Raw genomic sequence first — 19,695 nt, 5'->3', positions numbered from 1 at the left:
AGGCTCAGCACTCCTTACAGTGCCTGAATACCGGGAACACTGTTGCTTGACTTAATGAAAGTCCCGAGACTTACTGTGTAAGGTACCCAGGATCTCACTGCGGTCAATCAGCCGACCAGCGATAACGTGGATCACTTCGCCTTCTTTTTCAACAATACCTTTTACTTCCAGCAACTTAGCACCGAGATAAGCCTGCTTTTGGGCACGTGCAGTACCCGCCCATACCACCACATTAATATTGCCTGTGTCATCTTCAAGCGTAAAGAAGGTCACCCCACCTGCGGTGCCCGGCGCCTGCTTGCCAGTCACAATCCCTATTACAGTCACCAGAGATTTATGCTGACAAGCACTGAGCTGCGTCATGCGAGTAAAACGCCCCAGTTTACCAGCCTTGTCGAGCAGCGTTACCGGGTGTTGACCCAAAGTGAGACCCAGCGCAGCATAGTCTTCCACCAGATCGTCCATGTCATCTGGTTGAAAAACACAAGATTGCGATTCCGCCAACGAATGTGCACCGTCAACCTCTGAGCGTATGGCAAATAAAGGTAAGGTCTGCTCCTGATCCATCAGTGTCCAACGGGCCGAATAGCGATCGCCCTGTAACGCTTTAAGTGCATTGGCAGACGCCAGACACTCCAGCGCATTACCAGACAACCCTATGCGCTGTAGCTCAGCCATATTCTGAAACCCCTTACCCGGACGCGCTGCCAGTAACTGCTCAGCACTGTAACGCTGTAAACCTTTTACCAGGCGCAATCCAAGTCGAACTGCAAATCGCTGCTGTTGCTGGCAAATATGATGATCGTACTCAGAAGCATTGACACAAACAGGCAAAACCTCAACCTGATGACGTCTGGCGTCCTGGATCAACTGTGAGGCACTGTAAAATCCCATTGGCAGACTGTTTAATAGTGCGGTATAAAACATTGCAGGGTAGTAGTGTTTCAGCCAGGCTGATGCATAGGCCAACACAGCAAACGAGGCAGAATGGCTTTCCGGAAAACCATACTCACCAAAACCACAGATCTGCTCAAAAATGCGCTCGGCAAAACTCACCTCATAGCCCCGCTGTTGCATGCCATTGATCAGTTTCTCTTTAAACTGCATTAGCTCACCACTTTTTTTCCACGACGCCATTGCCCGGCGCAGCTGGTCCGCCTCACCACCGGAAAAGCCGGCCGCGACCATCGCCAGTTTAATTACCTGCTCCTGAAAGATGGGAACGCCCATAGTACGAGACAACACAGACTTCACCTCGTCCGACGGGTAAGTCACTGCTTCTTCCCCGTTGCGACGCTTTAGGAAAGGGTGCACCATATCTCCCTGAATTGGCCCAGGCCTGACAATGGCAATTTGAATCACTAAATCGTAATAACATGCGGGCTTTAATCGAGGCAGCATACTCATTTGTGCACGAGACTCAATCTGAAACACGCCCACGGTATCTGCCCGCTGAAGCATTTTGTATACCTGGGGGTCATCTCCCATCCGGGTTAACTCAGCCAAGTCCAGTTGCCTTGATGTGTGCTGTGCGATCAACGCAAATGTTTTACGAATGGCACTCAACATACCCAATGCCAGTACATCGACTTTAAGCAACTTAAGACTTTCAAGGTCGTCTTTATCCCACTGGATCACTGTACGCTCTGCCATAGCAGCATTCTCTATGGGTACCAGATCATGTAGAGGGCCTGCAGAAATCACAAAACCGCCAACATGCTGAGAGAGATGACGGGGAAAACCCATGATTTCTTCAACCAGACTGATGAAGTGCTGCCCTTTCAGAGACTCTGGCTGCAGACCTAGCTCACTCAGCTGAGTTTGCCAGTTTTGACCACGGTCACGGCGGTTCACATTACGAATAAAATAGTCCAGCTGAGTTGCTTCAATCCCCAGTGCTTTCCCGACATCTCTGACTGCACTCTTAAAACGATAGCTGATCACCGTAGCAGCCAGCGCGGCGCGCTTGCGGCCATATTTATGGTAAATATACTGGATCACCTCTTCACGACGTTCATGTTCAAAATCAACATCGATATCTGGCGGCTCGTTACGTTCTTTACTAATAAAACGCTCGAACAACACCGACACCTGGCGAGGATCTACCGCAGTGATCTCCAGGCAGTAACACACCACCGAATTAGCTGCCGAGCCTCGCCCCTGATACAAAATCGCTTTGCTACGCGCAAACCGTACCAAATCATGAATGGTGAGAAAAAAGTAGGGATAGTCCAGCTCCTCAATCAGTGCCAGCTCTTTGGTAATGATCTCGGCTATCTCTGGCGGCACGCCTTGTGGAAAACGCTTTGTTTGCCCATTTTTTACTAAATCACGTAAATGCTGCATCGCCGTTTTTCCTGTGGGCACCAGCTCTGCTGGGTACTGATAACTCAGGGAATCCAGATTAAAATGACAGCGTTTTGCTATGTGTAAGGATTCTGCCAGCCAGGGAGCCTTAAACAGCTTGCTGAGTTTTTCCCGGCTACGCAATGCACGTTCGGCATTCACCAATAATCGGCCTTTGACCTGTTCAAGCGGCAGGTTAAGCCGGATCGCGGCCAGTGTCTGTTGTAGTCTGAGTCGCTCACTGCTATGCATTAACACACCACCGCATGCAGTAATGGGTAACTGATAGCGTGCAGCTAACACCTCGCAGTGGGCAATAAAGCGTTGCTCCTGGTTTACCAGATGACGCTGTATACCCACCCAACTGCGATGCTCATGGTGACGTACCAGCCAGGCTCCCCAATGCTCATCTCGGTCATCCCCCTTAGGTAACCAGATAAGCAGACAGTGACGTAACGACAGTAAGTCCCATTCAGCCAGCTGATAGTCACCTTTTTCAGCACGTCGTCTGGCATTGGTGATCACCCGACATAACTCACTGTAGGCAGCTTTGTTCGGGCAAAGTAACACCACATCCAGTGACTCAAAGCGCATCAGGCTACCCACAATCAGTTGTAAATCAAGTTGTAGCTCCTTAATTAACGTGTGCGCCCTGACCACACCAGCCAATGAGCACTCATCGGTGATGGCAAGCGCGGTATAAGCGAGAAAATCAGCCTGACGCACCAGTTCTTCAGGCCTAGATGCCCCCTCCAAAAAAGAGAAATTAGTTTGACAAAACAACTCCGCATAACCAGGTAACCTGGTGCTTCCGGGTGGCTCACCTGTCCCCTGGCCAACCGTCTGCGTTATCCTCTGCGAAGAAACAGGTAAGGCGAACATAGCTGACTTATTCGTTGCCATCAGCTGAAAACTCCGTGACAAAACCAACGCTGCTGGCGATCTCGGAATACCCATAACCAGCGCCCCTGTGAATCCTGAACCACAAAGTAATCTCGTTCAACCTCATAGGCATCCCACCAACCAGTGCAGATCCGTTCAGGACCTAAGTGCACATTAATTTTATGCTGCAGTGGCTGGATACTCGGCAGTAAAAAGGCGGGTCTGAGATAGCCCATGTCTGGGTATAACACAGGCGCCTCCGGCAAAGGTGTCCCCGGCACACTCAGCGGCATACAGTATTCAGTTGCCAGCTCAGGACGCAAATCATCACAGGCTTTCAGACCCTGCACAGCCCGTTCACCTAATTTAGCCTGCAACACAGCAACCAGGCCTGCGGGCGTCATCGTACCGCGTCGCTCAGCAAACAAGTCATCCATCAATTCATCGAGCTGACATATCTGAGCAACCTTCAGTCCTATAGCCTGCACCGGACCATTGAGTGACACTGAACTGAGTTTGAGGTTGCATAAGTTCAACCACAGATCGGCCCGATCTGTGCCTTCTGCACGGCCCACTTCAAGCCTCAAGGGTTCAGCATCGCGCTGGTACAAAGTCAGTATTAATTGCCTGGCATGTCGATTACGTAACCGCAAAAACTGCTCCTGCTGCACCAACAATTTCAGCAGCGGTTTATTCAGCCAGTCCAGATTTTCTATGTCATAGAATAGTGGCAGATAGCGTTCAAACTCAGGCTCTGGTTGATAGAAAGTCACCGGATGAGGCACTTTCCCGCGCAATCTGGACACATACTGTACCAGCTCACAATCGAAACGTTTTCCCAGCTCCACCAGAGGTAACGCAAACAAGTCTCCAACTGTTTTAAATCCGACTCGTTGCAACCGTTCAAGCTGTTTGGCTGGCAGGGATAACACCGCCAATGATAGACCATGTAGGGCTTTTTCAAGCGCTTCAGGGTCCTGAGTTGCCAAGGCGCCATGCTGTTTTGCCAGCAACCGGGCAGCCTCCGGGGAGTGGCCAAATGCAAACCGATAAGTAAAGGACTGTGTATCCAAATGTGAGCACAGCGTGCTTAGGTAGTGGGAGATATCTCGGTACATGGCTAGCATGCCACTGACTTTCAGTAATAAGCCCTGAGGCGCAAACAGAGCAATATCTGCTGTGATCAGATACAACCACTGCGCAATTTCACGAATAGTCCGCCTTTCATCAGCTTCATCATATGGATGTACAACCAAATTTCGACTACGGGCCGCGGCGGCGGCCAGCCCCATGCCCGCCGAAATCCCCAATTGCTGAGCAGCCTGATCCAGTTGCATCACCCTGTTGTCACGTCCACCTACAATGATGCAGGGCTGGGGTGACTCGGAGGGTATCCCGTCAAGCTCTGTCTCATCAGATTTTTGCGCTTGCTCTGCAATTTTCAGTTTGTCGAGCTGGATAGCAGGAAAGTGTAAATACAACCACAAAGTCACTGCGACTACCTTCCTGTAGAATACTGCCGCGCAACATCTGGTATTTCTTTGCTCTGGGCATGAAATTGCTCAGTCAACTCAGGCCAATGCAATGACATATCCAGTGCAAATTGGGACTGAGTCCAGCCTCCTTTGCGCTTTTTAACTGTGATATTCAAACCTTTAATATGTGGACTAAGCCCCAGGCTTAAAGAAACCGGCAAGGTGCCCTCACCATGGTGTTCACGGCGTAGAAGATACAGACACGACTCACCTGTCTGAGCTGCCAGCTGAAGACGCTTTACCTGATGCACCTGTAGCGCTCCATGCCATACCAATACGCTGTTGCAGGCACCGCTTTTCAGGCACTGCTCTGCGGCCCATAGCGCTTCTTGTGGACATCCAGGTGTGATCTCCAGCAACTTACTGGTGTCCATTCCGATACGCTGTAAAGCATCGGCATTCAGGCGAGCCGGTGGGTTAATGACCGCAGTTAAACCACTTTGTTGCATCAGGCTGGGCAATAACAATCTCAGCTCACCAATACCCAGCTCAGTATGCAAATCCACCACACCGATTTTAGGAAAGCCACCCTGTAAGTGTTTATCCAGTTCTGTATATCCTGTCGCCGTGAGCGCTTTACTGTGTAGCTGACGCCCAAGCAACCCTGAGCCCTGCCAAACCAAATCCTGACGCTGTAATCGTTCAATTAAATTGCTCATAACACACCTCAAACTGTATATTTATACAGTATAATTACTGTTGACCAAAGTGCAAGCATGCTGTGTGTATCTCACTGCAGGCAAACCCAATAAACAGCACAGAAAGCACATAACGGTTAATCCAGATCAAGCAGTGACAATCAGAGTCAGCTAAAGTAAAAAAGACAACAGGAGCGTATTATGTGTGGACGATTAAATGTCACCGATGATCCCTTTGTGATCGAGATATTAGAAGGGCTGGGCATTGAGAACCCGAGAGAAAACATGCACTTTGGCCGCTTTAAAAAAGCAGCGGACAACATCAGTATTGTTCATGAAGAAAATGGCCGGCGGCAACTCAGCAGTGCAACCTGGTGGCTGTTGCTAGATCCAAAGCCCGGGCAAGGTTTTAGACCGTCCAAATACACGTCATTTAACAGCCGCTATGACAAGCTACACGTTAAAGGGAGCGCCGCGTATCAGCCATTTCATTACAGCCGCTGTATTATCGTGGTCAAAGGCTTTGGTGAAACCCAGTTTACCGAAGGCAAACCGCAGTATTACTATGATTTTATCGCCCCTGATGGCGCATTATGCTTAGGCGGGTTATATAAAGTGTGGCACCATCCACACAGTGGCCAAAAACACTACTCCTGCTCGGTGATAACCCTGCCTGCACACCCTAAACTACGCCGTTACCACGACAAAGCAAGCCCCCTGATCTTGCCACCTTCGCCCGCCGAGCTCAATGCCTGGCTAGATAGTACCCAGCACAACGGCGGCGGCTTTACGCATTTGCTGATCCCACACTTATATCAGCGTCTGGCAGCCCTGCAGATAGACAAACCCAGTAGTTACAACCCGTTGGGCGAGGTGGCTTATATTGCCAAAGACCCTCCCCGCTACAAACAATAAAAATCATACCTGATAACGCGTCAGAATATCGTCCAGCTGAACGGCAAGCTTAGCCAGATGCTGTGATCGGTCGTCAATATCCTGGCTACGTCCCAGATTACCATTGGCCTCCTCGCTAATGGCACTGATGGCCTGACTGATCTGTGCCACCACCGCCGATTGCTCTTCTGCTGCCGTCGCAACCTGAGTATTCATCGCCACAATCTGCTCAATGGCATCGGACACATCTATCAATGAGTCTTTTGCCCGCTCAGAAGTCTCTGCATTATCAACAGAGCGTTCACGACTTTGCTGCACTGACTGGCGAGCTTCGCCTACACCGTTTTGCAATGCCTTAATCATCAGCTCAATTTCTTCGGTTGCCTGCTGAGTACGCTGCGCCAGCCCTCGTACTTCATCTGCTACTACAGCAAAACCTCGACCGGACTCGCCGGCCCTTGCAGCCTCAATCGCGGCATTCAACGCCAGTAGATTAGTTTGCTCTGCAATGGACTGGATCACATCAAGCACACTCCCTATCTGCTCGCTTTGAGAAGATAAACCATTCATCACATCCCCGACCTTATCCATTTCTTCAGCCAACTGTTCTGACACCTCAGCACAGTGCTCAACTAGCTGATTGGTCTGGCTGGTCAAAGAACTCACCTGGTGGGTCTGTTCTGAGGTATTAAGTGCACTGCTGGCCACCTCCTGCACCGTATACTGCATTTGTTGCCCGGCCGTGGCCGACTGCTCACAATCCTGCGACTGCTTATTCACACCATCAATAAGGCCTGCCACACGATCAGATAACGCCACCGACATTTCTTTGAGTGTATGGGCACTGTGTAGTAAGTCAGCAAAGTTATGCTGTAATCGTTCAACCAGACTATTTACTGATCGGCTTAAATCACGGATCTCATCATCTCCTTCATCGGGCGCACGCAGTCTGAAGTCGTTATTATCAGCAATGCCGCGGATCGCCTTACTGGCAGCAATGACTGGCCGCGTAACACGATTAGCCACATAGAAACCGACCAGGCTAGCAATGATTGCGGCCACAGAAACGAACAAAATTGAAGAGTTAAGTACGGAATACTTCAGCTCAGAAATCATTGCAAACGCTTCACTCTCGTCAATTTCACTCACAATCGCCCAATGTAATCCGTCAATATCCAACGGTGCATAGGCCGATGCCACAGATACCCCTCGATAATCCGAAAAAATCGCAAAACCACTTTGGCCAGCCAGTGCAGCGCGGGTGCCCGGAGAATCAATTTGGAGCGTACCTATGGTCGTGTGCTTCTGCTCAATGTTATCAACCATGGCTTTATCAACATCAAAGGTCCTGAGCTGCGCGACAAAACCTCCCGGGTCTTCGACAAAAAATCGACTGTTATTCAGCAACAGCTTATTCTGATTAACTAGGTACACCTCACCACTGTCTCCCAGCCCTTCAGCGTGCCACTGTCCATCCAGCGTCAACATACGGTTAATTTCATCAACGGGTAGCTGAAATATCAAAGTACCGAGTAGCTTGCCATCATCACCCAGAATGGCGGAACTGACAAAGCCAGCCGCCGCATTATAGGAAGGCATATACGGACTGAAATCCACAAAGTGACCCTGGCGTACCCGCTGAATACGAGCTGCTTCATAGGCCTTTGCTAAACCAGATTCCCGAAATGGCCCACTGGTCAAGGAGGTCGCGAAATCCAGCTCCTTAAATACAGAGTAAACCACATCGCCCTGAGGGTTGGTGATAAATATGTCGTAAAAGCCAAAGCGCGCCTGAAACTCGCGTAGTGCTTTGTGATAGCGGCGGTGCACAGCACTATAGGTACTGTTGTCACCCGCATCCAAAAGCTGATCTTTACTGCCCAAAGGGTTAGGGTTTGCAGCGATATAGTGGGATTGTAAAGCCCGAGCCGTGGGGCTCAAACCTGCGAGTAGCCGACTCATACTCAGGCTGTCACCGCGGTTTTTTTGCTCGTATTGATGGAGAAACTGGGTACTGTAATAACGACTCAGAGCGGGGTCTTCACCCGAGGCTGCATGCGGATAGCTTGTAAAAGCCTGCGAAAAAGCCCGGCTAGCGTCAACCACCATAGTCGATGCTGCCAGTGTTACGACCTGATCAGAAATCGTTTTAAAATAGCGTTCTACCTGAGTTTGCATTGCGTTGCGACGCGATACCAGGTTGTTTTCAATTTCTTTTGTTACAGCGGCTTTTCCCTCCTGATACGCCAATAAACCGATAACAAAGCAGGTGACGAGTAAGGGAATTACAGCAAGCAGAACAGCAACAATACTCAGACGGTTTTTTAATTGCATGTGAACTCCTACAGCACAAAGCAGTCCAGTTTCAAGCTGGGGAAACTGGCAAAACGTATACCACGGCCAAACTTGATGCGGTCCCATAAACGAGAAAGGGCACGTTAATAACATCAAAAGTGGCACATAATGTCAGGCTATCGCCAATACCTATTGGGTGAAAAAGACACTCATGGCAGCGCACCCTTGACATGAATTAGTTATTAAAATTAATTAGATGCATGAACTAACCTACACCTTTTAATACTTTGATACTAGTAATAAAAGATTGGTTTTTGATGTCAATCAGGTTGGACCAATTCAGACCAACTGAGTTAAGGTGTAGAAATAGAGTAGAAATCGAGCCACATCTGTGGTCCAACTAAAAACGACAGGAGACCTTTTAAATGTTCAGATTCAGAAAGTACTCTGAGTAAAGAATGATGAGCCAGTTGCCCATCAAGGTTGGCAGGGGATTTCTTTGCATCCACTTATTGCTGAAGCTGCGGTGCCGCCATCGACAATTTTCATTGCTTCTTTAGCATTGATATTCATATTGTCGTTAAGGTTTTTAGTGTTTTTAGTGTTTTTAGTGTTTTTAGTGTTTTTAGTGTTTTTAGTGTTTTTAGTGTTTTTAAAGATAAGCTCGTCTCAGCTTCCTTTTACGTTCTTTTTATTAAAAAAATCAATAAACACATAAAGTAAACCCTTTCAAAAAATTAAAAACGGGCTGTATAAAACATGTTTTAACGCCCGTTTAGTAAAATCCTGAACAATTACATATCTGGGATAATACCACACCCGCTTACACAGCCCGTGCAGGGCTTAACTGGTGCGCCGCCAGCAACCTGAGGAGTTAACTCTTTCGCAAATGGTTTGACATTACTGGACAGGGTCGCAAGGTTCTTTTTGTTTAGTTTAAGTTTCATTTAAATCATCCTTATTTAGTAATAAAAAACTGAAAAAGCAATGGATAGCAATACTTAGTCAGTAGAAATAAATTACCCAACAAAAATAAATTTAGCAATGAAAATATTCATAAAAAGTAGCTATAAACAAAGAATAAACCTTTGAAACAGAATAAAAACAAAAAATAAGGCCACATTAGTTATTGCACCATTACACATAAAGCATTAATTAAACATCCGCACCATAGCCATCAAAAAATACAACAATGGGATACACAGAGCATCACAACATGATTTTGACATAAAGTTGAAAGCATTTTTTCACATCTTGTCTCTAAAATGGCGCCTCTCTCAGCAGGAAGAGAGCTTCCCGTGTACTAATACTCTGCAACTTGCAAAGACAATCTGGGTGGAATTAACAAAGGACATACAAACAGAAAGTGCGATCACAAACGTGTCGCTCTGCTTACGTTAATACCAGGTAAAATAATGAAAAAAATACGCTTATTACTTAGCATCAGCGCTGCGTTTAGCAGTTTTCACTCACTTGGTGCACCGGAAGTGCATTACGACCAGTGTCAGAGTACCTTTAGCTATCTGGGAGCCAGCTATCAGGGCACCACAGACAAAAATAACTCAGGCAGCCAATGGTGTTACCTGAAACAAGCCATTGATGGATCCAGCTGGGGTAATGTCCGGGTTGAGACCATTCCAACGTTTACCACAGTCACAGGAAAAAGCTGCAACCTCCCCTCCAGTTATCAGGGAGAGCAATTCTATGGCTGTACAACGCGCAATCATAGTGCTCCCTGGTGCTATGTTGATGAACAAGGTAGTTGGGAGGAATGTGCCCCCGAAGAACCTGAACCTCTCATGAGTCATACCCACCCTCAGCCGAATAAACGCCTTGACCGGGTTGCGCTTGGCTCTTGCTTTAAAACACAGGGCGATATGCCTGAAGCATTAGCACGCCTGATAGGGCACAAACCAGATTTATTCTTCTGGCTGGGCGACAATATCTATGCCGACACCACAGATATGAGCACCATGCGACAGAAATATGATGATAAGAAGCGCAACCTTGAATATCAAAAGTTTCTGGCAGCCGAGATCCCGGTAATGGCGACCTGGGATGACCACGACTTTGGCCGCAATAATGACGGCAAACACTACCCTAAACGTGCCCAAAGCCAGCTTGAATACTTAAGACACTTTGATGCGCCAGCAGATGACCCCAGACTAAATGGCCAGGCCGGTATTTATGAAGCCAAAATGCTGGGACAAAAAGGCGAACAAACCCATGTCATCACGCTGGATGCACGATACTTCCGCTCTCCAACTTTTTCTAATTATGGCGCCTGTGAAGGCGATGCCACGACAATACTTGGCGAACAACAGTGGCAGTGGCTGGAACAAGAGCTCAACAAACCCTCTGAAATTAAGCTTATTGCCAGTGGGATCCAAGTCCTTCCTCCTTTGTACCAGGGTCGCAGTCGTAGCAGTTACTGTGCATATGGTGATGGCAAACAATTTGAGCAGGCACTGAGTAATCTGCAAGAATCAGAGATGTCTGGCACCAGTTATGAATCCTGGGCAGAAGTTCCACTGGAGCGTGAACGCCTGTTAAGGCTGGTACAAAAATCAATCAACGCAGGCAAAACTAACGCTGTGATTTTCTTATCCGGCGACCAGCATTGGGGTGAACTCCTACAAAAAGATATTCCTGCCAGCGCGGAGCACGGCAAAATGGCCAGAGTCTATGAGGTAACAGCTTCCGGGTTTGGTCAAAACTGGCCATATCATATAGAAAACCCACTGCGCCTACCGGTATACGCTGATACCAAGGGAGATGGCAACTACACTAAACAATGTAAGTTTCCAGCCAAATACGCTGCAGTGACCTATCAAGGTTGTATTACCCGGGACCACGATAAGCCCTGGTGCTACACCGAGGTGGATGAGAATGGCAATGGTATCAAGGGTGAATGGGGTAACTGTGCGCCCAGTGGTGCGGCAATTCCAACCGGACAAGTCGGTGTGGTCAGCAAAGACATTGCGGATCTGACGACCAGTAACCGTCATCTAATTAACAAGTCTGGCAGCAACTACGGTATGCTCGATATAGACTGGCAAAAACGAACCATTAAATTGTCGATAGAAACGGCTGAAGAAGAAGCCGTATCGACCGTTATTTCTTTTTAGTTGTCCCGATAACAAAACGCTGGCCTAACTGATTAGGTCAGCTTTTCAACGAGACTATCTGACCACCTTGAGACCCTGTTCCTGAGTCTGGGTAGGCTCGGGTATAGGTTGGTTTGTCGCTCTGGCTCTGAAAACTCGCGCTCTGTCGTGGGCATTACGCACCGCATCACATTGAGCAATAATATCTTGCTCATCCAGCGCCTCTCCCAAGTCCATCACTATTCGATAAGCAGTATCGTATAGCTCTTGTTTGGTGTCCTCTTCAGCACGAAAGCGCATAAAAAAATTCTGCACCTTTTGCTCTGGCCTGTGGAGCTGCATACCCTGGATGCAAGCACCAATCATAAGACCGATCATTAACAGGAGTACCAATACAGTCAGTACCAGTAAAAACATAAACTACGCCTCCTGACGGATACGGGTTTCCATAAACCTGTAAAACGGATATTTAGCAACAACTAACCAAAGCACAATATTCGTGCATACAGTAACAGGCCCATACAAGGAATAGATCAGGTTACTTTCAAGGAACCCCCTCAACAACAGTTGAAGGGCATTCAGAATCACCAGGACGAATGTGAGGTAAAGACTATACCTTGCTGCCTGGGAAAACATACTGCCTCGCAATAAATGCAGTATGTATAGAGCCACAGCATAGGACGCTCCACAACATACCAACGCAAAGTGATATATTTGAATCTTGATTTGCAGAGCAATATCGAGGCCCATAATATAGGAGGCAAGTGTGCGACTGGTTGTCTGGAAAACAAGGAGCGTCAGAGCAGTTAAAAAGCATGAATGAAGTTTATGATCAGCCAGCGTTTTAAGGTTTGACTTGCCACCAAATAGCAAACTAAATCTGTATTGCTTAAAATAGTAGAGCAAATATATGACGACCATCAACTGCAAAAAACGTAACGTCCAGCCCGTTACTACATAAAACTCACTCATGGTTAGTCCTTTTTAGTCTTTACACTAGCAGTGCTGCGAATACAAGGTTCGTAACTGCATTTTTATAGGCTGCTCACCATCAGACGTGGTGCCCCCATATACCTCGGCAAGTTGCTTGTGTGACAGACTAATTCCATTTAATTGTTTTAACTTTTTTGATTTCACACTTAAACGGAGACCGACTTGTTTCGTAGTAGCTTTCATGGGCTCTTCCTTACTTTTTTGGATAAAACTGTCTTAGCCACTTGCTGTGCTATGCTAAACAAGATCAATCAACAACTCAACTTTCCATTAACACTAAATAAACAAAAGTGATATTCAAACTTGTTTGACAGATGCATCCAGTCTTGATTACCATGAAAATATTAATATGAAAGGCGTTGTTATAAAATATATCGCGCTCAATTGCAATCAAAGGCTGGAATAACAAGCGTTTATAAAATTATTCTAAAACGTGTTAACTGTCATGACCCAATCAGCGAACGCAAGTTATCAGTCAAGCTGGAAGCTGTCCCTGGTAAATACACACTCGGTTTCGACCTCCGTGCTTAGCCTCGTAAAGCGCTTCATCGGCTTGTTTTAACAGTACTTTACCACTGTCCATACCCGGTTGATAAAACGCCACACCAAAACTGGCAGAAATTGTGAATAATGTATCTTTTGCAGTAAAGCTTAACTCAGTCAGATCACAACGCAGGCGTTCCAGATAAACCAGTACTTTATCCTGCTCGCATTCGGGGATCAAAATACAGAACTCCTCACCACCAATACGCGCCACCAAATCCGAACTACGACTGGACGCCAGTAAAAACCGCGCAACTTCTTTGAGCACGTCATCACCCACATCATGACCCCATTGGTCATTGATCTGCTTAAAATAATCAATATCGAGTAAAACCAGCGCAAACAAACAGCCGTAACGGGATGAACGGTCCAGCTCCTGCTCGAAGCGCAGTGTAAAAAATCGCCGGTTAAACAAGCTCGTTAAGGGATCCTGGTTCGCGGTCTTTTCCAGCAAAGCATTTGCCTTTGTAAGCTCCGCTGTGCGTTCATCAATTTTATCCTGCAAGTTATCATTCAACGTCCTGAGAGTACGCATCATATAGCTAAAATGAGCCGTCAGCTCTCGAACCTCCTGCCAGCCACGAGTAGCTCTCGGGGGGTCACTCAGCTCCCCCTCATGGGTTACTTTTTCGATATAAGATTTGAGGTGTTCGATGGGCTGAGAAATGTAAATTGACAACCCTATCCCGACGGTCACAGCCAACAGGACAATGCCCAGCTCAGCGGCATAAATAACCGACCGATTAGCGTACACCATGGCATTCACTTCACTTTCATCCATTTTGGCCACCAACCCCCAACCTAGCTGTTCTATATAACGGGTTGACGCGAGTACAGGTACGCCGCGATAATCAGGAGACTGCTCCAGAACAAGTTCATTGCCAGACAAGGCTTGTATAATGGGCACTTCGCCCTTGGTAAAGGGAACCGTGCGCGTGAAGGCTGCTTTCGGATCGTACTTTAGGGGCGTAGCAAACAAGGCATCGCCATTGCTGTTCTGCATTGCAATGAGCCATTCTCCCGTTTGACCCAGGCCGGTTTTATCCCTGACCAGTTGATTAAGAAATTGGGTGGAAAAGTCCACCTTAACATAGCCTGCAAGTCGTCCGTCCAACAGCAACGGGGCTACCCGGCTCAACTGCACCTGTCCATTATGCTGTTCCAACCGTATAGGACGATCTTCAAATTGTGCAGCAACCAGACTATCGAGCTGTTCGAACCCATTGGTCGCAGCAACAAACTTCCCCTGACTATCAAACACACCTATGCTTTTAAGATAAGCACTATCTATGGCGGCATCATTGATGATCCGGGTGATTTGCGCTTGGTGCTGAGTTTCCTGCGTATTATTCCACAACGCCAACGATCGGCGCAGCTGCGTTCTGCTGGCTATTTGTGCCACATTGTCGTTCGCTCGCTCTACGCCAGCAAGGATCCGTAGTTTAGCAATTTGTGAAATCGCACTGAGATTAGACTTAACCTGCTCCCGATACTGCACGCCCGTGTAGCTGTTGAGAGAGTACAGCCCGATAAACAGGGGTAATGCCGTCACTACGATAAAGGTTGCGATAAGCAGGTGTTTTAACTTCACATGCGTCCGAAACACTGCGTGATTGATCTGTTCAGAATAGCACATACCGAAAACATTGCGAGAATCACAACAATACACGCTGTAACTCAACCTTCATAAGCTGACGTAATACCATATATGGCTACGGGAAGAACGCCCAGCGCCAACCCAAAAAAATGACTCTCACCTATGACACAAGCGTCGCACTTACGTCCAGTCCGTGATGAATGAAAGCGACTACTGACGGTAAACCCACCAGCTTGTCGCTTGTAATCACATGCGGCTCTTTACTCGGTTCGTTGCCTGAGCGGTTGCCGGATCATCTGGCCAATAGTGCTTGGGATAGCGCCCTTTCATTTCTTTTTGTACTTCCCGGTAACCAGATTGCCAAAAATGCGCCAGATCCTGAGTCAGTTGCAGTGGGCGCTGCGCCGGGGAAAGGAGTTCCATAAGTACTGGCAAGCGCCCCTCACATAATACCGGACTGTGACTCATCCCATACACTTCCTGCATCCGCACGGATAAACGGGCCGGGCCATCAAGCTGATAGTGAATACGTATATTCGACCCGCTTGGAACAATGATCCGCTGCGGTAATAGTGCATTAAGACGCTGCTGCTGCGCCCACTCCAGGTTGCTTAACAAGGCAGTATGTAAATCAAGCTTTTTTAACTGTGGCAGTTGCTTTACATCATTCAGGTAGGGAGCTAGCCAGATATCCACCTTTGCCAGCAAACCTGCTTCATCAATCATCTGAAACTCCTGAGGATATAACGCTTGTGCTAACGCCATCCTGGTCAGTAAGTCTTCACAATCTGCATAGTCTTTAAATATCGAAAAACCTTGCTGGCGAACCAAGCTGAGCCAGGCTTCTGTACGCAACTGAGTGTCTATCGGTCCCGGCGCAGGCTTCGCGGTATAAACCCAATGTCCCAGATGTAGTCGTTGTTCATGAACAAATTGCCCAGATTTTTGTTCGAATTCACAGACATCACGTTCACTAAACAGATATGGTAGTGCATTGTGTAGATGTTTGGGCTCGAAAGCTGTAGCGCTAAATATTTGCTGACCTTTCTGTCCACCTAAATCGGCAATTGCCAGATAGTCTGCATCCTGCCAATATTCCTTGTGCGCACTCACTCCAGCACCATTAGCCAGCACCCATCCCTGCCCACGACGTTTCGCAAGGCGGTCCGGAAAGGCCAGTGCGACCACCAGCGGTAAATGCTCTACCGCCAGTTCACCAGATGTTTGCGTTAACCCTGCTCGACGCAACCAAAATAGCAGTTGCTGACGAAAAGCGGGATGCGGGCGAGTAGCTTGCTGCTGCAGCGCAACACTGAGTTCAGCTGGAGCCGATACCCGACTCTCTAACAGTGCAACAAAATAGCAGCCAAGCTGCAAAATACCTGGATATTCAGCTTCCAATGCTTGTGATTTTAGTAACATGTGGCCAAAGCGAGGGTCCGCGCCCAGCGATTGGACCTGTTTACCCAATGGCGTAACCCGTCCACGCCTATCTATCAATTCCAGAGCGCACAATAGCTCACTCGCCTTCGCAAGTTGTGCATCTGTGGGTATATCCAGTAACGCCAGTGTGTGAATTTCACTGCCCCACACTTTGGCCTCAAGCATCAGGCCACTCAGATCACTGCATAAAATATCCGGACGATCATGGGCATCTCGACGCTCAAACAACGCCTTACTACCCAGCCGATAAACGACTCCGGCTTCAATACGCCCAGCCCGCCCAGCCCGCTGTACCGCAGAGCTGCGGGAAATAGACTGGGTAACCAGCTCACTTACGCCTGTGCGAAGGTTGTAATGAGCTGCCCGCCGCTTGCCACTGTCCACGACAACACGGATACCCTCTATCGTCAATGAAGTTTCGGCTACATTGGTGGTCAGTACCACCTTACGCATTCCCGTAGGTGCAGGTGCAATGGCAGCCTGTTGAGTCTGCTTATCCTGCTCGCCGGATAATGTTGCTAACAACAGGTGTGAATCAGCGGCAATCGTGTCCTGAAGTGCATCGGATACATATCGAATTTCTTTTTGCCCGGGTAAGAATACCAGCACACTTCCGGTTTGTTCATTCAAAGCTTGGCGAACTATGGACGGAATGTGCTCTAACCAGCGGCTTTCATCTTTAAGTGGAATGTAGATCTCATCGACCGGGAAACTGCGTCCGTCGGAGCGCACAGCAGGGCAATCCAGAAATTGTTGATACCGTGCACTATCCAGGGTGGCCGACATAACCAGTACATGCAGGTCATCACGTAAAGCCTGTTGCGATTCCAGTGCAAATGCCAATGCTGTATCTGCTGCCAAAGAGCGCTCGTGAAATTCATCGAAGATGAGTAAATCAACCCCTTCCAGCTCTGGGTCAGCCTGAAGTAAACGCGTCAATGTCCCTTCGGTCACAATTTCAAGCTGGGTACGTGCGGACACTTTAACTTCCTGACGGATCCTGAGACCTACGCGCTCACCGACAGCCTCATTCAGTTGCGCAGCCAGAAAACGGGCAATATTACGTGCAGCCAGTCGCCTGGGTTCCAGCATAATGATACGTTTAAAGTGTCCACCCAGCATCAATTGTAACGGCAACCAGGTCGACTTACCCGCACCAGGTGGCGCTTGTAACAGGACTCGGGGTTGCGTAGTGAGTTGCGATAGCAGTTGATCATAAACGGCCTGGATTGGTAGCACTGTACTCATTTTTATTGCTTTGTCTAATTTGCTGAGGGGCTAGTTTATACCAATTTGCTTAATCAAGTGTTCTATTTTGAGGTGAGAAAACAGGGTCGATAACACCGCTCCCGCGCCCTGCTATCGCTGAAGCACCTACATCCATGTAGGCGAGGCAAAAATTTGCGAACTTATACCTTAGGAAAAGGTTCTAAATGAGAAGTTTATAACACAGTTAGCGTCATATTTGCTCCGTCAAATTGAACAGGTATTAAGCGAAATTGGTATTTTACTACCCCATTTGAAAAAGTGATTTATTCAAGCAAGTCGTCGTGCAGGCCCCTCAGGTTTTGTATTATCTCAAACCACAAAGTTTCTGTAGCTTTAATCAGGGAAACCCTCTGCAAAGCTCAGCGTTGGTCTGGAAAAGTGGACAGCTATTTGTTTGCATGGGATTATCCCTGCCATGTAACATACTGCGTAATCTTAATCCGACGCCGCGCTACGAAATAGACAAACACAATCACCAGAGGAATACATGACACCCAGTGGGCACCTGATGATGAGCTGGCTATGCGGTGCCAGTACCGTCTCAACGAAACGAGAACGGATACTTATCACTTTAGCGGGCTTGTCCCCTGATACAGATGGCATTGGCCTGCTGGCTGACGGGCACAACGAGATACTATCACCAGTGGCATCATGTTTTAGGCCATAACCTGCTTTTTGCGCTGAGTATTGCAACTTGTGCAAGTTTACTGGCTCGAACCCAAAAAATGTGTGTATGGCTGATGTCATTTGTCGCAATCCATTTACATCTGCTCACCGATCTAACCGGCTCACGAGGACCTGATGGGTATCAATGGCCAATCCAGTATTTTTATCCATTTAATCATGTCGGTTATGCCTGGCAGGGGCAATGGGTTCTGAATGCCTGGCAAAATCAACTTATTTGGCTATGCCTCGCACTGGCCTGTATCGGATACATACGACGCAGAAACATGTCATTTTTTGAACTATTCGGCCCCAAACCGGATGAGGCAGCACGGTCACTGTGTAACAGACTATTGTCGAGATATTACTGACGACTGTTAAGCCCTCAAGTTTACCAATAACTCAAGCCGGACAGAGCTGCACTGGAAACTCCATGTATAGTAATTGGATGAAATAGTAAAACGGAGCAGCCTTATGAAGACGATACCGCTGTACATGCCTGATATTGGTTACGGCCAGACTCTTTTGCGTTATAAAGCGCGCTATCTGCTTGCTCAATCAGTTCAGCGGGCGTAGCAGCTTTGGTACTTCCTGTACAAGACAAGCCCACACTTACAGTCACAACATTATGAGGAGAAGACGGATGAGCAATCCCCAGGTCAGCTATACTGTGTACTATCTCGGATGCAAACTGCTGCGCACTGTGTATTGACGTGTCTGGTAACAGGACCGCAATTTCCTCCCCCCCATAGCGACATACCAGATCTACAGGGCGTCGAGCACACTCAGATACTTGCCTGGTCACGCTTTTCAGTGCTTGATCCCCTTCCAGGTGACCCAGACTGTCATTAAATTTCTTAAAGAAGTCGATATCAATGAGCAACAAGGTCAAGGGCACTCGGCGTCGCAAACTATCCTTTAACAGCCGATCGATTTCGATATCAAAAAAACGACGGTTATACAGCTCGGTCAGACCATCGACAAAAGACTGGTTGGTCAGTATGTCGGCCTGCACTTTGTACTTTAGGTGGGTTGTAATACGTTTGACTAGCGTACTGGCAACCAGAGGTTTTTCAATGAAATCTACAGCGCCTGCATCCCAGCATTTTTCCTGTACTTTTGGCTCCTGGCTTGAGGTGATAAAAAGCAGTGGAATATCGGCAAGTTCTGGTTGTGATTTGAGTGCTTTGCATGCTTCAAGTCCCGACATGCCCTCTAAATTGATGTCCATAACAATTAAGTCTGGCTTAATCTTATGACACACTTTTAACGCTGTTTCTGCACTTTCAAAGCTGACTGTGCGACAAACTGACTTGAGTATTCTGCTGATCAGTTTACGGACCAACTTTGAATCGTCGACCACCAATACCGTACAACTTTCGATACTGTGTACAATTTCAAACATCGAATTCCATCCCGTTTACCCCGGATTCTGCCATTCTCACCAACACTAGGACAGGTTAAACAGCCTGAGTTAATTAACGAGGATA

General features: G+C 47.7%; 13 protein-coding genes. 3 read left to right on the top strand and 10 right to left on the bottom strand.

Going from position 1 to position 19,695, the window contains the following annotated elements:
• Window positions 1-51 precede the first annotated feature (51 nt).
• Genes CWB98_RS16085 through imuA form a run of 3 tightly spaced genes read right to left on the bottom strand, consistent with a single transcriptional unit; the run spans window position 52 to window position 5,422 of the window.
• Window positions 52-3,249 carry an error-prone DNA polymerase gene (locus CWB98_RS16085; RefSeq protein WP_138545787.1) on the bottom strand — a complete coding sequence of 1,066 codons (3,198 nt, stop codon included), beginning with the start codon at window positions 3,247-3,249 and terminating at the stop codon, window positions 52-54.
• Window positions 3,249-4,721 (bottom strand): Y-family DNA polymerase, encoded by a 1,473-nt coding sequence (locus CWB98_RS16080; RefSeq protein ID WP_138545786.1) that lies wholly within the window; start codon window positions 4,719-4,721, stop codon window positions 3,249-3,251. The genes CWB98_RS16085 and CWB98_RS16080 overlap by 1 nt, the downstream gene beginning before the upstream one ends.
• Before the next feature lie 5 nt (window positions 4,722-4,726).
• Window positions 4,727-5,422: a translesion DNA synthesis-associated protein ImuA gene (gene imuA, locus CWB98_RS16075; protein ID WP_138545785.1), complete on the bottom strand. Its 696-nt coding sequence runs from the start codon at window positions 5,420-5,422 to the stop codon at window positions 4,727-4,729.
• 180 nt (window positions 5,423-5,602) lie between these two features.
• Between imuA and CWB98_RS16070 the strand changes: the two genes are divergently transcribed.
• Complete coding sequence (locus CWB98_RS16070; protein WP_138545784.1) at window positions 5,603-6,316, top strand: SOS response-associated peptidase family protein; 714 nt, start codon at window positions 5,603-5,605, stop codon at window positions 6,314-6,316.
• A gap of 3 nt (window positions 6,317-6,319) precedes the next feature.
• Here CWB98_RS16070 and CWB98_RS16065 read toward each other — a convergent pair whose 3' ends face one another.
• Together CWB98_RS16065 and CWB98_RS24005 are read right to left on the bottom strand one after the other, a co-directional pair.
• A complete protein-coding gene (locus CWB98_RS16065) occupies window positions 6,320-8,629 on the bottom strand; it encodes a methyl-accepting chemotaxis protein (protein ID WP_171045681.1) in 2,310 nt (769 codons plus the stop codon).
• 755 nt (window positions 8,630-9,384) lie between these two features.
• Window positions 9,385-9,537, bottom strand: coding sequence for a hypothetical protein (locus tag CWB98_RS24005; protein ID WP_171045680.1), 153 nt, complete (start codon window positions 9,535-9,537; stop codon window positions 9,385-9,387).
• Window positions 9,538-10,005: 468 nt separating this feature from the next.
• Between CWB98_RS24005 and CWB98_RS16055 the strand changes: the two genes are divergently transcribed.
• Entirely contained in the window at window positions 10,006-11,718 is a 1,713-nt protein-coding gene (locus CWB98_RS16055; protein WP_138545782.1) for an alkaline phosphatase D family protein, read from the top strand.
• A 54-nt stretch (window positions 11,719-11,772) separates the two neighbouring features.
• On the opposite strand, the gene CWB98_RS16050 is transcribed toward CWB98_RS16055, so the two are convergent.
• The 4 genes from CWB98_RS16050 to hrpB all read right to left on the bottom strand — a co-directional run bounded on the left by CWB98_RS16050 (window position 11,773) and on the right by hrpB (window position 17,512).
• Entirely contained in the window at window positions 11,773-12,114 is a 342-nt protein-coding gene (locus CWB98_RS16050; RefSeq protein WP_138545781.1) for a hypothetical protein, read from the bottom strand.
• Window positions 12,115-12,117: 3 nt separating this feature from the next.
• Entirely contained in the window at window positions 12,118-12,669 is a 552-nt protein-coding gene (locus tag CWB98_RS16045) for a hypothetical protein (RefSeq protein ID WP_138545780.1), read from the bottom strand.
• 496 nt (window positions 12,670-13,165) lie between these two features.
• Window positions 13,166-14,824, bottom strand: a complete 1,659-nt coding sequence (locus CWB98_RS16040) for a sensor domain-containing diguanylate cyclase (RefSeq protein ID WP_171045679.1) — start codon at window positions 14,822-14,824, stop codon at window positions 13,166-13,168.
• Between the two features lie 252 nt (window positions 14,825-15,076).
• Window positions 15,077-17,512: an ATP-dependent helicase HrpB gene (hrpB, locus tag CWB98_RS16035; RefSeq protein WP_138545828.1), complete on the bottom strand. Its 2,436-nt coding sequence runs from the start codon at window positions 17,510-17,512 to the stop codon at window positions 15,077-15,079.
• 626 nt (window positions 17,513-18,138) lie between these two features.
• Between hrpB and CWB98_RS16030 the strand changes: the two genes are divergently transcribed.
• Window positions 18,139-18,576: a hypothetical protein gene (locus CWB98_RS16030; RefSeq protein WP_138545778.1), complete on the top strand. Its 438-nt coding sequence runs from the start codon at window positions 18,139-18,141 to the stop codon at window positions 18,574-18,576.
• A 101-nt stretch (window positions 18,577-18,677) separates the two neighbouring features.
• On the opposite strand, the gene CWB98_RS16025 is transcribed toward CWB98_RS16030, so the two are convergent.
• Entirely contained in the window at window positions 18,678-19,610 is a 933-nt protein-coding gene (locus tag CWB98_RS16025; RefSeq protein ID WP_138545777.1) for a diguanylate cyclase, read from the bottom strand.
• Window positions 19,611-19,695 lie beyond the last annotated feature (85 nt).

Source organism: Pseudoalteromonas rubra (assembly GCF_005887115.1).
GTDB lineage: Bacteria > Pseudomonadota > Gammaproteobacteria > Enterobacterales > Alteromonadaceae > Pseudoalteromonas > Pseudoalteromonas rubra_F.
Note: the sequence above shows the minus strand (reverse complement) of the source record. Positions and strands in the feature narration are given on the sequence as shown.